Genomic DNA, 14,274 nt, shown 5'->3' with positions numbered 1-14,274 from the left:
CCGCCGCCGCAGCCGTGGGTCCCGGGGGGTACGACATGACGAAGCACGCGGCGGACCGGGTGGCGGAGGTGCCCATGGCGCCGCCCGCGCCCGCAGGCGGTCCCGTTCTCGGTACCGCCACCGGCGGCCCCGCCACCGCGGGCGAGGTGCTGTCGGCGTATCTGCACACCCAGGCGGGGGATTTCCTGCGCAGCCTGCGGCTGCACGGCGAGAGCGGCGCCGACGTCGAGGAGGCGGCCGAGGCCGCCCGCCTGCTGCGCCGTGCCGCGCGCCGGATCAGCGGCGCGCTCTCCGTCTACCGCCCGATCACCGACACGGCCTGGTCCGACCAGCTGCGCGCCGAGCTGGCGTGGCTGTCGGGCACGCTGGCGCTGGAGCACGCGTACGCCGGGCGGCTGGCCCGGCTGCGCGACGCCCTGCACCGGCTCTCGGGCGCGGGCGGACCGCCGCCCCGGACGCCGCCGGGGGACGCGGCGTCCGGGGAACCGGCGGCCACCGGCGTGGATCCGGAGGCTGTGGGGGCCTCCGGGTCCACCACCGTCGCGGCCCGCACCGCGCGCGGCGGGGCCACGGCGGGCATCGACGGCGGCCCGGGCGCCGCTCCCCGCTCGTCCCGCACCGCGCGCCGCAGCGTCTCCCTGGCCGCCGGGGCCCCGGACTCCTCGCCGCGCGCCACCCGCGGCGGCGCGGGCCCGGAGGAGGCGGTGGAAGCGGGCGGACGCAACCCCCGGGCGCGGAGCGCCGCGTCCGGCGCCCCGGACCGGGACGTGGAGGCGCCCCGCCGCCCGTACGAGGGGTCCGAGGAGTGGGGCGACACCGCCCCGCCGGAGGCCACGGATGGTGCGGGCGGCACGAGTGCGGGCGGTACGCGCGGTCCCGGCGCGGAGGAGCGTACGTCCCCGCACCAGCGGGCCGGGGATCCGGAGGAGGCCCGGGGCGGGGCGCTGACCGTGGGGGCCGCCCGCGCCGGGGCGTTGCTGGAACGTCAGCTCACCCTGGCCAAGACCCGTGCGCACACCGCCGCGCTCCAGGCCCTCGGCTCGTCCCGCTTCCACGCGGTCGCCGACACCGTCGCGCTCCTCGCCTCCGAGGTGCCGCTCGACGAGACGACCGCCGGGCGGCCCGCCGAGCAGGTGCTGCCGCCGCTCGCCGAGCTGGCGAACCGGCGGCTGATGGAGGCGGTGGAGGCGCTTCCGCTGGGCCGTGCGGGGCATCCGTACAACGCGGAGGCGCTGGTCCACGGGCTCGCCGCGACGGCCACCGCCGACGCGCCGCCCGCCAGCGACCGGCAGGACGCGCCCTGGCACCAGGTGCGGCGGCTGGTGCGGATGCGGCGATACGCGCTGGAGGTGCTGGACCTGATGGCGGCGGCGCCCGCGCCGGCGGACGCGGAGCCGTCCACGGCCACGCGGCTGCAGGCCGCCGGGCAGGCGCTGGAGCGGCACCGCGACGCCGCCGAGGCGGCAGCCGCCGCTGCGGCGGCTGCCCGTACGCCGCGGATCGCCCCGGCGACCGCGTACGCGCTCGGCGTGCTGCACGCGGACCAGCGGCACGAGGTGGAGGCGGCCAGGTTCGCGTTCGGCCGGATGTGGCGGCGGGTCGCGGGCCAGGCTTCCTGACGACGGACGCCAAAGGGGAGGCGGGACGGCAGGATGAACGAGGGCAAATCCCGGGACGACCGGGACGACCGGGACGATGTGACGACCGTGCTGGCGGCGGGCTGTGTGCTCTGGCGGCACACCCCGCAGGACACGCGGCCCGCCGGGCGGGACGGCGGGCTGGAGATCGCCCTCGTCCACCGGCCCCGGTACGACGACTGGTCGCACCCCAAGGGCAAGCTGAAGCGCGGCGAGGACGCGCTGCACTGCGCGGTGCGCGAGGTGGTGGAGGAGACCGGGATGGGCTGCACGCCCGGCGCGGAGCTGCCCACCCTGCACTACGACGCCAGGGGCCGCCCGAAGGAGGTCCGCTACTGGGCCGCCGAGGCGGTCCCCGACGAGACGTTCGTGCCGAACCGGGAGGTCGACCGGCTGCTCTGGCTGCCCCCGGCCGCGGCCCGCAGCCGCCTCACCTACGACCACGACCGCACCCTCGTGGACGCCCTGCTCACCGCGCTGGACGCGCCCTGAACGGTCCCGATTGCCGCAGGTCCGGCGGGGCCGGGGGCTGCCCCCGGGGACATCCCCCCCCGCACGACCGCACCCTCGTGAATGCGCTGCTCACCCTCGTCGGCCGCGCCCTGAGCGCCCCTGAGCGGTCCCGATTGCCGCCGGCCCGGCGGGGCCGGGGGCCGTGCCCCTGGTTTCGGGAAGGGGCGGGGTGGGGGACATCCGCCGGTCAGCGCCGCCGCAGGGCCTTGTCGGCGAGCGACGGCGGCACGTAGTAGCTGTCCGCCCGGTTGAGGTCGGTGCCCGGCGGCACGATTTCGTCGATCCGGTCCAGTACGTCCGCGCTCAGCTCCACCTCGGACCCGGCGAGCAGGTCCTCCAGCTGGTCCATCGTGCGCGGCCCGATGATCACCGACGTGATGGCGGGGTGGGCCCGGACGAACGCGATAGCCAGATGCGGCAGCGACAGCCCGGCGTCGGAGGCCAGCTTGCTCAGCTCACCGACCGCTTCGAGCTTCCGGGCGTTCTCCGGCCGCGACGGGTCGAACTTGAACTGCTCCAGCGCCGCCCGGCCGCCGCCCGCCAGGTCGATGTCGGACGCCTTCGTGTAGCGGCCCGAGAGCCAGCCCGCCGAGAGCGGGCCCCAGCTCAGCACGCCCATCCCGTACTTCTGCGCGGTCGGCAGCACCGCCGCCTCCACGCTCCGCGCCAGGATCGAGTACGGCGGCTGCTCGGTGCGGAACCGGACGTGGCCGCGCCGCTCCGACACCCACTGGGCCTCCACGATCTGCTCCGCCGGGAAGGTGGACGACCCGACGGCCAGCACCTTGCCCGCCCGGACCAGGTCGGACAGGACGGCCAGGGTCTCGTCGACGTCGGTCGTCGGGTCGGGGCGGTGGATCTGGTAGAGGTCGATGTAGTCCGTGCCGAGGCGGCGCAGGCTGTTCTCGATCTCGCGGGTGATCCAGCGGCGTGAGTTGCCGCTGTGGTTGTCGTCGTCGCCCATCGAGCCATGGGCCTTGGTCGCCAGGACGACGTCCTCGCGGCGGCCCTTGAGGGCCTTGCCGACGATCTCCTCCGACTCGCCCGCCGAGTAGATGTCGGCGGTGTCGACGAAGTTGATGCCCGCGTCGAGGGCGCGGTGGATGATCCGTACCGAGTCGTCGTGGTCCCGGTTGGCCACGGCGCCGAACATCATCGCGCCCAGGGCGTATTCGCTGACCGAGATGCCGGTGCCGCCGAGAATCCTGCGTTTCATGGGTTTGCCTCCCGCTGGGTGCCTGCCGAGTCCGTGCGGGGCCCAGCCTTCGCCCTGTGCGAGTACCGGACCAGGCCCGGCCCAACCTGGGTCTGCCGGAACCACCCGGAACGCCCGGGCCGGATAATGGACCGATGGGCCATTCCGAACCGGAGATCAAGGCGTTCCTCAAGGCGCGGCGCGCCGCCCTCGACCCGGCCGAGGTGGGGCTGCCGGAGGGCGTCGTACGGCGCCGGGTGCGCGGCCTGCGCCGCGAGGAGGTCGCGCAGCGCGCCGGGATCAGCGTCGACTACTACACCCGCATCGAACAGGGCCGCGCCCCGGCCGTCTCGGACTCCGTCGTGGAGGGCCTGGCGCGGGCGCTGCGGCTGACCCCGTCCGAGCACACGTACCTGCGCAACATCACCCTGCCGAGGCGGCACGGCCGCCCGGACCCGGCCCCGCGCCCGCGCGTGCGGCCGGAGATCCTCCGGCTGCTGGAGGCGATGGACGAGGGTATGGTTCCGGCCTTCGTCTTCGGCCCGGGCATGGACGTCCTGGCCTGGAACCGGCTCGGCGGCCGCATCGGCCTCGACTTCGGCGGGATGGCGGAGGACGAGCGCAACGGCGCCTTGCTGATCTTCTTCGACCCCCGGACGCGAGAGCTGCACCCGAACTGGTCCGAGGTCGCCGACGACACGGTGGCCAGTCTGCGCGCGGAGGTCGGGCGGACCCCGGGCAACGCGCGGCTGTGCCAGGTCATCCATGAGCTGCGGGAGCGGAGTGAGGAGTTCCGTCAGAGCTGGGAGGCGCAGGCGGTGCAGGAGCGGATGCGCGGTACGAAGTGGTACCGGCACCCGGAGGTGGGGGACCTCGTGGTGACGTTCGAGGCGCTGGTGCTGCCCGCGGACCCGGGGCAGACGCTGTGCACGTACACGGTGGAGAAGGGGTCCGCGTCGGAGAAGGCGCTGCGGGCCCTGGCGGCGGAGGCCGACGTAGGGGCGGACGTAGAGGCGCGCGCCTGAACTCTGCTCCCGAGCCTGAACCCCGCGCCCCGAATCTGAACCCCGCGCCCCCGGCCGTCAGACCGAGGCCGCGCCGCCCCGCGCGCCCTCCGCGCCCGCCGCGTCGGGGTCGCCTCCGTGCACGTACTCCTCGCTGATCTCCTTCGGGCCGAACGGCCACACCTTCTCCGCCCGGGCCCACAGCACGAACGCCACGCACCCCGCCGCGACCCAGGCGAGGGACCATTCGATGGGGTGCCGCCCCGGGGAGTTCTTGTCCGCGTAGCCGTAGATGACCAGCCAGCCCACCAGCGCCACCACGCTCGGCAGCGGATAGAGCCACATCCGGTACGGCCGCCGCAGCGTCGGCTGGCGGCGGCGCAGCACGGTGACGGCGAGGACCTGGGCCAGCGCCTGCACGATCACCATGACCGTCGTCAGCAGCTGGATGAGCGTGGCCAGATCGGTGTGGCGGCCGATGAGGAAGCCGACCGCGGTCACCACGCCCATCGTCGCCAGCCCCAGCACCGGGAAGCGGTGCCGCGGGTGGAGCGTGCCGTACGGGCGGAAGAAGACGCGCTCGCGGGCCGCGTCGTACGGCACCCGCGAACCGCCCAGCAGTCCGGCGAAGACGGACGCGAAGGCGGTGATGAGGATGAGGACGGTGACGACGTCCGCCGCGGTCTTCCCCCAGGTCTCCTCCAGGACCGCGGAGGCGACGGACTGGGACGCGACCGAGTTCGGGTCGAGCATCTGGTGCCAGTCGACGACGCCGAGCGTGCCGATCTGGAGCAGCAGGTAGATGCCCATGATGCCGAGGATGGAGGCGACGATCGCGCGCGGCAGTGTGCGGCCGGGGTCCTTGATCTCGGCGCCCATGTACGCGGTCGTGTTGTAGCCGAGGTAGTCGTAGATGCCGATGGTCAGCCCGGCCGCGAAACCGGTCCAGAAGTGGCCGCTGCCCAGATCGAAGGCGCCCGCGGGGTACGTGAACGCCTGCCCCGCGTCGAAGTGGCTGAACGCGGCGGCGATCACCAGCACCACCGAGGCGATCATCACGCACCACATCACGGCCGTGATCCGCGCGATGTGCTCGACCCCGCGCCACAGCAGCCCGACGACCAGCGCGATGACGCCGAGCCCGACCAGATCCCCCTGCGTCTGGCTCATGCCGTGCCACAGATAGCCCAGGTACTGCACGAGGCCGACCACGCCCGTGGACATGATCAGCGGGATGAACAGCATCGCCGTCCAGACGAAGAGGAACGGCATGAGCTTGCCGCTGCGGTACTGGAACGCCTGGCGCAGATAGACGTAACTGCCCCCGGCCCCGGGCAGCGAGGCGCCCAGCTCCGCCCAGATCAGCCCGTCGGCGAGGGCGAGCACGGCGCCCGCGACGAAGCCGACGACGGCCTGCGGCCCGCCGAAGGCGGCGACCATGAGCGGGATGGTGACGAACGGCCCGATGCCGCACATCTGGCTCATGTTGATCGCGGTGGCCTGGAACAGGCCGATGCGGCGGACGAATCCGCCCTGGGTGCCGGACATGTCCACCTCCGTGGGATGGGTTGAGTTCCACCTCCGTGGGTGGGTTAAGTTAAGGAGCTTTACTTGATGGCGTCAAGGGTTCGGGAAGCGCGCGAAGGGGGCCCGCCGTGGACGAGTTGACCGGTGCCGATGCCCGTACGGGCGACGCCGCGCGCCCCTGGAACCGGCAGCGGCTGCGCAGCAACAACGAGCGCCTGCTCCTCGCCCGGCTCCGCGCCGGCGGCCCCGCCTCCCGCGCCCAGCTCGCCCGCGACACGGGCCTGTCCAAGCCGACCGTCTCCACCGCGCTCGCCGCCCTGGAGGAGGCGGGGCTCGTCCGGGAGGCCGGGCGGCAGGCGCCGCCGGAGCGGGGGCGGGTCGCGGTGCTGTACGAACCGGACCCGACAGCCGGGTACGTCCTCGGCCTGGACATCGGCCGGTCCTGGCTGCGAGTGGCCGCCGCCGACCTGGACGGGACCGTCGTCGCCCGGTCCGACGTCCGCAACCGCGGCCGCGGCGGCGCCGCCATGGCCGACCTCACCGTCGCCGCCGCCCGCCAGGTCGTCGCGGACGCCGGGGTGGACCCGGCGCTGGTCGCGCACACGGTCGTCGGCGCGCCCGGCGTGTACGACCCGGATCGGCGGCGGGTGCGGTACGCGGTGAACCTGCCCGGCTGGGGGCGGGCGGGCCTGCTGGACCGGATGCGCGAGGAGCTGGGCACGCCGCTGTCCGTCCACAACGACGCCAACCTGGCCGCGCTGGGCGAGTACACCTTCGGCGCGGGCCGGGGCAGCAGGCTCTTCGTCTTCGTCATGGTCGGCACGGGCCTGGGCATGGGCGTCGTCGCCGACGGCCGCCTCTTCACGGGCGCGCACGGCGCGGCGGGGGAGATCGGCTTCCTGCCGACGCTGCCGAACGACGGGCCGAACGGGGGGTGGGACGGCGGGCGGGACCTGGAGGACGCGGTGGCGGGCGGCGCGGTCGTCCGGTCCGCGCGCGCACTGGGCATGGCCCACCCCGGGTCCGCCAAGGACGTCTTCGACGCGGCGCGGGAGGGCGTCGAACCGGCGGTGGCGGCGGTACGCCAGGAGGCGGAGCGGCTGGCCCATGTGATCGCCTCCGTCGCCGCCGTGCTCGACCCGGACCTGGTGGTCCTGGGCGGCGGCCTCGGCGGGGGAGCGGACCTGCTGCTGCCCCCGGTGACCACGACCCTCCACCGCATCGGCCCCCTCCGCCCGAGGGTCCGCGCCAGCACCCTGGGCGAGGACGCGGTCCTGCTGGGCGCGGTGGCGACGGCGACGGAAGAGGCCCGCGAACGCGTCTTCACCCGTTCCCGCGAAGCCCCCTGATCCGGCGTTCTGTGATCACGCTCCGCGTGGGGCCACCGCGTCCCAGCGCACCGTGATCTCGCCCTGCCGCCAGCGCGTCGGGCCGTCCGTCAGGGGCCAGCCCGCCGCGCGCAGGGCCTGGGCGCTGCGTATCCACCGCTGGCGGGCGCTCAGCGTCGCGTACGGCGCGGCCGCGGCCCACGCGCGGTCGAAGTCGCGGAGGAAGGTGTGCACCGGCTCGCCCGGCACGTTGCGGTGGATGAGCGCCTTCGGGAGCCGTTCGGCCAGGTCGGAGGGGCGGTCCAGGGACCCGAGCCGGGCGGCGAAGGTGACCGTACGGGGGCCCGCCGGGTCGAGCGCGACCCAGACGTGCCGGCGGCCGACCTCGTCGCAGGTCCCCTCCACCAGCACGCCCCCGGGCGCCAGCCGCGCGCACAGCCGCCGCCACACGCCGGCGACCTCGTCCGCGTCGTACTGGCGCAGCACATTGGCCGCCCGTATGAGCACGGGCCGCACCCCGCCCGGCAGCGGCACCTCGAACCCGCCGTGCGCGAAGACGAGCCCGTCCCGCTCGTACGGCCGCGCGGCGGCGACCCGCGCCGGGTCGATCTCCACCCCGACCACGAGGGCCCCCGGCCGTACGGTCCGCAGCCGGTGCAGCAGCTCCACGGCCGTCCAGGGCGCGGCCCCGTACCCGAGGTCGACGGCCACCGCCGTCCCGGCGCGCCGCAGCGTGGTGCCGTGGACGGCGGCGATCCAGCGGTCCATGCGGCGCAGCCGGTTGGGGTTGGTGGTCCCGCGCGTGGCCGAGCCGATGGGGCGGATCGGCGGAGGCACGCGGGCAGTCATGGCGAGCAGCCTATGCGCTGCGTGGCCGGGCTCTGACCATGAGTCGCCGCGCCCCCGGGGGCCGAGCGGCGAACGTCACACTTTGGCAAAACGGAAATGGGAATGGCTGGTTCCGGTGTTGTGGGTTGGAAGGGGAAGGCTCAGGGGAAGCCACGCCCCGAAAAGGAGGTATCGCGCGGTGAGCCAGCACGTGTACCGGCTCGGCGGCCTGCGTGGCCGGTCCCATACGCCCTTCGGCAGCCCGTCCCACCACCGCCTCAGGCGCATTCCGCGGCGTCCGCGACGGATCGCGATGCTCAGCGTGCACACCTCGCCGCTGCACCAGCCCGGCACCGGCGACGCGGGCGGGATGAACGTCTACATCGTCGAACTGGCGCGCCGTCTCGCCGCCATCGACATCGAGGTGGAGATCTTCACGCGGGCCACCACCGGCACGCTCCCCCCGACCGTCGAGCTGACGCCGGGCGTGCTCGTGCGGCACGTGGACGCGGGCCCGTACGAGGGGCTGGCCAAGGAGGAGCTTCCGGCGCAGCTGTGCGCGTTCACGCACGGGGTGATGCAGGCGTGGGCAGGGCACCGGCCCGGCTACTACGACCTCGTCCACTCCCACTACTGGCTCTCCGGCCACGTCGGCTGGCTGGCCGCCGAGCGGTGGGGGGTGCCGCTGGTGCACGCCATGCACACCATGGCCAAGGTCAAGAACGCCGCCCTCGCCGCCGGCGACACCCCCGAACCGGCCGCCCGCGTCATCGGCGAGCAGCAGATCGTCAGCGCCGCCGACCGGCTGATCGCGAACACCGCCGAGGAGGCGGAGGAGCTGGTGCGCCACTACGAGGCGGCCCGCGATCTGGTCGCCGTCGTCCACCCCGGGGTGAACCTGGACCGGTTCCGCCCCGCCGACGGCCGCGCCGCCGCCCGGGCCCGGCTCGGGCTGCCGCCCGACGCGCTGATCCCCCTCTTCGCGGGCCGCATACAGCCGCTGAAGGCCCCGGACATCCTGCTGCACGCGGTCGCCCACCTGCTGGAGGAGCAGCCGTCGCTGCGCGAGCGGATCGTCGTCCCCGTGGTGGGCGGGCCGAGCGGCACCGGCCTCGCGAAGCCCGAGCGGCTGCACAAACTCGCGGCGCGCCTGGGCATCGGCGACGTCGTCCGCTTCCAGCCGCCGGTCGCGCAGGACCAGCTGGCGGACTGGTACCGGGCGGCCTCGGTGCTGGTGATGCCGTCGTACAGCGAATCGTTCGGCCTGGTCGCGGTCGAGGCCCAGGCCTGTGGCACCCCGGTGGTCGCGGCCTCGGTGGGCGGCCTGCCGGTGGCGGTACGGGACGGGGTCAGCGGCACCCTGGTCGACGGCCACAACCCCGCCGACTACGCCCGGGCCCTGCGCCCCTTCGCGGACGACCCCGGCCGCGCGGCCCGCATGGGCGCGGCCGCCGCCCGCCACGCCGAGTCCTTCGGCTGGGACACGGCCGCGGCGGCGACGGCGGACGTCTACACGGACGCGATGCGCGAGCGGCGTCACCTACGATCGGCCCATGGCTGACACCATCCACCAGGCCGATCCCCACACCGTCATCGAGCGGACCCTGAACGACGCCGAGCTGGAGTGGGAGAGCCCGGAGGCCGGCACGTACGTCGTCAAGCTCCCCGGCACCCGCAAGCTGTCGACGACCTGCTCCCTGCGGGTCGGCCGCCACTCGCTCTCCATCAACGCCTTCGTCGTCCGCCACCCCGACGAGAACCACGAGGCCGTGCACCGCTGGCTGCTGGAGCGCAACACCCGCCTGTACGGGGTGAGTTACGCGATCGACCAGCTCGGCGACATCTACCTGGTGGGCCGCCTCCCTCTCGCCTCCGTCACCCCGGAGGAGCTGGACCGTCTGCTGGGCACGGTGCTGGAGAACGCGGACGGCAGCTTCAACACCCTGCTGGAGATGGGCTTCGCGACCGCGATCCGCAAGGAGTACGCGTGGCGCACGTCCCGCGGCGAATCCACCCGCAACCTCGAGGCGTTCGCCCACCTGACCCGCGACGTGGCCGCCGAGTGACGGTTCTCCGGTCCGAATGACCGGCTTCGTCCCGCCCCCTTCCGCGCCGGGGGCTGTCGTGGCATGCTCACGCCCGTCGCTCATCTGAACGACGTTCACATCCATGGAAGGTGTGGGCTCATGGACAGGGACATCGACAGACGTACCGTCGTCGCGGCCGCGGCGGGCGCGGCGGCGGGCAGCGTGGTGGGGCTCCTGGGTACGACACCGGCCGCCGCGGCCGGACGGCCGGTGGCTTCGGAGTTATGGCGCGAGTTCCGCGCCGACCCGTACCACCACCCCCAGATCCCCTACGTCGGCCGCGCCGGATTCCGCGGCGGGCGCGCGGACCTGCCCCGCTACCCGGTCGCCGCCGACGTGCGGCGCCACGGCGCGCGGCCCGACGGCTCGGCCGACGCCGCGCCCGCGATCAACCGCGCCATCGAGGCCGTCGGGCGGCGCGGCGGCGGCACGGTGGTGGTGCCGCCCGGGACGTACCGCATCGACGGCGTCATCCGCATCGGCTACGACAACGTCGTGCTGCGCGGCGCGGGCAGCGGCCGGACCGTCCTCCGCGCGACCCGCAACCTCACCGAGCTGATCGGGCCGTACGGCAGCCGGTACGGCGGCACCAAGTCGTCCTGGTCCTGGGCCGGTGGCCTCATCTGGATGTGCCCGGACGCCCGCTGGCGGTCCCTCACCGCCGCGATCAGGGCCCAGGCGTGGCCGTTCGAAGGCTGGACCGGCAACGAGCGCGACGAGTGGCGCACGCTGGCCGCCGTCGACCGCCCCGCCCGGCGCGGCGACTGGACCGTGCCCGTCGAGAGCACCGCCGCCCTCCGGCGCGGCGACCGGGTGCTGTTCCAGCTCGCGGACGACGGCGCGCACACCCTGCTCCAGCACATGGCCGGTGACATCGAGGGTGCGGCCGCCTACCCCTGGGCCGACAAGACGAAGCTGACCTCGTACGTCCCGTACGAATGGCCGTGCCGCATCACCGCCGTCGACCGGCGCCGCCGCCGGGTGACCCTGGACCGTCCGCTGCCCCTCGACGCCCGCCTCGCCTGGAAGCCCCGCCTCACCACGCTGATCCGGCCGCTGACCGGCTCCGGCGTCGAGGGGATCACGCTCGACGTCGTCGAGACGCCGCAGGCGCAGCATCTGCTCGACAAGGGCTACAACGGCGTCGCGCTGCAGTGCGCGTGGGACTGCTGGGTCGACGACGTGACCGTCAACAACGTCGACAACGGCTTCCTGCTCGTCGCCGCGAAGGCGTGCACCCTGCGCCGGGTCATCGTCTCGGGGCGCGGCAGCCACCATCCGTACTGCTGCCGCGAGGGCTCGCACGACAACCTGGTCGAGGACTTCGTCCTGGCGCAGCGCACCGTGCCCGCGCCCGCCGGGACACAGCTGCACGGCATCAACGTCGAGGGGCTGTCCAGCTACAACGTCTGGTCACGCGGCCGGATGGAGATGGGCACCTTCGACACCCACCGCGGCATGCCGTTCGCCGACGTCCGCACCCAGATCACCGTCGACAACACCGGCGCGCACGGCGGCGACGCGACCGCGGGGCCGCTGTACGGCGCCCGGTTCGCCCACTGGAACGTCACCGTCACCAATCAGCGGGCGGGCTGCGTCAAGATCGACGACGTCGCCCCGTACAGCGCGACGGTCGGCATCAGCGAGGTCCGGCAGTTCGGCCAGACCGACGTACCGGACTTCAGCGGTCCGCTCCACTCCCGTAGCGAGTCCTACGGCCGCCCCGAGGCCGTCCGCCCGCGCAACCTGTACGAGGCGCAGCGCGCCCTGCGGTGAGGCGCCCCGGCCGCCCCGGCCGTGCGGGCTGAGGCGCCCCGGCTGTACGGGCTGCCGTCCCCGGCCGTACGGGCTGAGGCGCCCCGGCTGTACGGGCTGCCGCCCCCCGGCCGTACGGGCGCGGTGCGCATCCCCCCGCCACGCGCACCGCGCCCGTACGACCCCGCCGATCAGCCCGCCACCGCGCCCTCGACCCGCGCGCCCTTCGCCCCCGCCGCTTCCACCGTCCCCGGTTGGTCCTCGGCCCGCAGCCGCCGCCCCAGCACCGCGTAACCGACCGCGGCCACCGTGCCCACCACCGCGCTCGCCGCCCACAGCGTGGCCGCCCCGAAGCGGTCGATCACCGCACCGCCCGCCAGCGGCGCGGTCAGCGAGGCGAGCGACCACGCCAGCACGTGCATCCCCTGGTAGCGACCGCGCCCGTGGACCGGGGAGAGCCGCACCACCAGGCCCGTCTGGGTCGAAGCGTTGATGATCTCGCCGAGCGTCCAGACGCAGACGGTCAGCGCGTACATCCCCACCGACCCGGCGAAGGCGGTCAGCCCGAATCCGTACCCGGTCAGCAGCGCGGAGAGGACCAGCAGTCGCGCCGGGTCCCGGTGTTCGATGAACCGCGTGACCGGGATCTGCACGGCCACGATCAGCACCCCGTTGGCCGCGATCGCGAACCCGAAGTCCGTACTGGACAGCCCGTCCGCGCCCATCGCCACCGGCAGCGCCACGTAGCCCTGCTGGAAGAGGGTCGCGACCAGGTACGTCAGCCCGACCAGGGCCATGAACCGCCGGTCGCGCAGCACCGTCCCGAGCCCGACCTCCTTTCCGTTCTCCCCGTGCCCCGCACCCTTCCCCTCCGGCCGGGACTCCGGCAGCTTGACGAAGACGATCAGCGCGCACAGCAGCGTCGCCCCCGCGTCCGCGAGGAACAGCACCAGATACCCGTGCCGGGCGATCAGCCCGGCCGCCATCGCGGAGAACGCGAAGCCCAGGTTGATCGCCCAGTAGTTGAGCGAGAAGGCCCGCATCCGGTCCTCGGGCGCGACGATGTCGGCCATCATCGCCTGCACCGCCGGCCGCGACGCGTTGCTCGTCATGCCCACCAGGCAGGCCACCACCGCGATCGCCACCGGATCCTGCACGAAGCCGAGGACGGCCACCGTGACCGCCGTCGACACCTGCGCCACCAGCAGCGTGGGCCGCCGCCCGAGCCGGTCGGTGAGCACCCCCGCGACCACCGCCGACACCACCCCGCCCAGCCCGTGCAGCGCCCCGACCAGCCCGGCGAACGTAGCCGAGTAGCCCCGCTCCACCGTCAAATACATCGCAAGAAAGGTCGCCACGAACCCGCCCAGCCGGTTCACCAGCGTGGACGTCCACAGCCACCAGAACGCCCGGGGCAACCCCACCACGCTCTCCCTGGCGACCTGCCCCAACCGAACAACGGACATGCGAGCTCCCCCACGAATGCGCACCCCCATGTAAGAGGCGCAGCCAGCATCCGCAACTTACTGAGTCCGGCCCCCGCACCGCCACTCAATTGACCAGGTCCGTCAATCAACCGCCTCCGACCGGTCCAGTAGGCTCGACCGCATGGCCGACGCACCGTACAAGCTGATCCTCCTCCGCCACGGCGAGAGCGAGTGGAACGCCAAGAACCTGTTCACCGGCTGGGTGGACGTGAACCTCAACGAAAAGGGCGAGAAGGAGGCAGTCCGCGGCGGTGAGCTGCTGAGCGACGCCGGCCTGCTCCCCGACGTGGTCCACACCTCCGTCCAGAAGCGCGCGATCCGCACCGCGCAGCTCGCCCTCGAGGCCGCCGACCGCCACTGGATCCCGGTCGCCCGCAGCTGGCGCCTCAACGAGCGCCACTACGGCGCCCTCCAGGGCAAGGACAAGGCCCAGACCCTCGCCGAGTTCGGCGAGGAGCAGTTCATGCTGTGGCGCCGCTCGTACGACACCCCGCCGCCCCCGCTCGAGGACGGCGCCGAGTGGTCCCAGAGCGCCGACCCGCGCTACGTCACCATCCCCCCGGAGCTGCGCCCGCGCACCGAGTGCCTCAAGGACGTCGTCGTCCGCATGCTCCCGTACTGGTACGACGCCATCGTCCCCGACCTCCTCAGCGGCCGCACCGTCCTCGTCGCCGCCCACGGCAACTCCCTGCGCGCCCTGGTCAAGCACCTCGACGGCGTCTCCGACGCCGACATCGCGGGCCTCAACATCCCCACCGGCATCCCGCTCTCCTACGAGCTCGACGCCGACTTCCGCCCCACCAACCCGGGCGGCACCTACCTCGACCCGGAGGCCGCGAAGGCCGCGATCGAGGCGGTCAAGAACCAGGGCAAGAAGAAGTAACCCGACACCAGTAAGCCCCCTACCTGCGGT

At 74.1% G+C, this 14,274-nt stretch carries 12 protein-coding genes; 8 read left to right on the top strand and 4 right to left on the bottom strand.

Going from position 1 to position 14,274, the window contains the following annotated elements:
- The first annotated feature begins 35 nt into the window (after positions 1-35).
- Together ACH4SI_RS39615 and ACH4SI_RS39610 are read left to right on the top strand one after the other, a co-directional pair.
- The gene (locus tag ACH4SI_RS39615; protein WP_398305028.1) at positions 36-1,619 is read left to right on the top strand and encodes a CHAD domain-containing protein; all 1,584 of its coding nucleotides are present in this window, start codon (positions 36-38) and stop codon (positions 1,617-1,619) included.
- 33 nt (positions 1,620-1,652) lie between these two features.
- On the top strand, positions 1,653-2,129 hold the full coding sequence (locus tag ACH4SI_RS39610) for an NUDIX hydrolase (protein WP_398305025.1): 477 nt from the start codon (positions 1,653-1,655) through the stop codon (positions 2,127-2,129).
- A 208-nt stretch (positions 2,130-2,337) separates the two neighbouring features.
- Here ACH4SI_RS39610 and ACH4SI_RS39605 read toward each other — a convergent pair whose 3' ends face one another.
- The gene (locus ACH4SI_RS39605) at positions 2,338-3,366 is read right to left on the bottom strand and encodes an aldo/keto reductase (RefSeq protein WP_398305022.1); all 1,029 of its coding nucleotides are present in this window, start codon (positions 3,364-3,366) and stop codon (positions 2,338-2,340) included.
- Positions 3,367-3,500: 134 nt separating this feature from the next.
- Here ACH4SI_RS39605 and ACH4SI_RS39600 point away from each other — a divergent pair, with 134 nt between their 5' ends.
- A complete protein-coding gene (locus ACH4SI_RS39600) occupies positions 3,501-4,370 on the top strand; it encodes a helix-turn-helix transcriptional regulator (RefSeq protein ID WP_398305019.1) in 870 nt (289 codons plus the stop codon).
- 57 nt (positions 4,371-4,427) lie between these two features.
- On the opposite strand, the gene ACH4SI_RS39595 is transcribed toward ACH4SI_RS39600, so the two are convergent.
- Complete coding sequence (locus tag ACH4SI_RS39595; RefSeq protein WP_398305016.1) at positions 4,428-5,897, bottom strand: APC family permease; 1,470 nt, start codon at positions 5,895-5,897, stop codon at positions 4,428-4,430.
- Positions 5,898-6,004: 107 nt separating this feature from the next.
- Between ACH4SI_RS39595 and ACH4SI_RS39590 the strand changes: the two genes are divergently transcribed.
- On the top strand, positions 6,005-7,225 hold the full coding sequence (locus ACH4SI_RS39590) for an ROK family protein (RefSeq protein ID WP_398305013.1): 1,221 nt from the start codon (positions 6,005-6,007) through the stop codon (positions 7,223-7,225).
- Between the two features lie 15 nt (positions 7,226-7,240).
- On the opposite strand, the gene ACH4SI_RS39585 is transcribed toward ACH4SI_RS39590, so the two are convergent.
- Positions 7,241-8,053, bottom strand: coding sequence for a class I SAM-dependent methyltransferase (locus ACH4SI_RS39585; protein WP_398305010.1), 813 nt, complete (start codon positions 8,051-8,053; stop codon positions 7,241-7,243).
- A 178-nt stretch (positions 8,054-8,231) separates the two neighbouring features.
- Between ACH4SI_RS39585 and mshA the strand changes: the two genes are divergently transcribed.
- The 3 genes from mshA (at position 8,232) to ACH4SI_RS39570 (ending at position 11,895) form a co-directional block, all read left to right on the top strand.
- Positions 8,232-9,593: a D-inositol-3-phosphate glycosyltransferase gene (gene mshA / locus ACH4SI_RS39580; RefSeq protein ID WP_398305007.1), complete on the top strand. Its 1,362-nt coding sequence runs from the start codon at positions 8,232-8,234 to the stop codon at positions 9,591-9,593.
- A complete protein-coding gene (locus ACH4SI_RS39575; protein ID WP_398305004.1) occupies positions 9,586-10,098 on the top strand; it encodes a YbjN domain-containing protein in 513 nt (170 codons plus the stop codon). The genes mshA and ACH4SI_RS39575 overlap by 8 nt, the downstream gene beginning before the upstream one ends.
- A 120-nt stretch (positions 10,099-10,218) precedes the next feature.
- Complete coding sequence (locus ACH4SI_RS39570) at positions 10,219-11,895, top strand: glycoside hydrolase family 55 protein (protein WP_398305001.1); 1,677 nt, start codon at positions 10,219-10,221, stop codon at positions 11,893-11,895.
- Positions 11,896-12,065: 170 nt separating this feature from the next.
- Here ACH4SI_RS39570 and ACH4SI_RS39565 read toward each other — a convergent pair whose 3' ends face one another.
- Positions 12,066-13,340, bottom strand: coding sequence for an MDR family MFS transporter (locus tag ACH4SI_RS39565; RefSeq protein WP_398304998.1), 1,275 nt, complete (start codon positions 13,338-13,340; stop codon positions 12,066-12,068).
- A 142-nt stretch (positions 13,341-13,482) separates the two neighbouring features.
- Here ACH4SI_RS39565 and ACH4SI_RS39560 point away from each other — a divergent pair, with 142 nt between their 5' ends.
- Entirely contained in the window at positions 13,483-14,244 is a 762-nt protein-coding gene (locus ACH4SI_RS39560) for a phosphoglyceromutase (protein WP_398304995.1), read from the top strand.
- Positions 14,245-14,274: the final 30 nt, after the last annotated feature.

Origin of the sequence: Streptomyces sp. NPDC021212, assembly GCF_044332925.1 — a bacterium.
In the GTDB taxonomy this organism is placed as follows: Bacteria; Actinomycetota; Actinomycetes; order Streptomycetales; family Streptomycetaceae; genus Streptomyces.
Note: the sequence above shows the minus strand (reverse complement) of the source record. Positions and strands in the feature narration are given on the sequence as shown.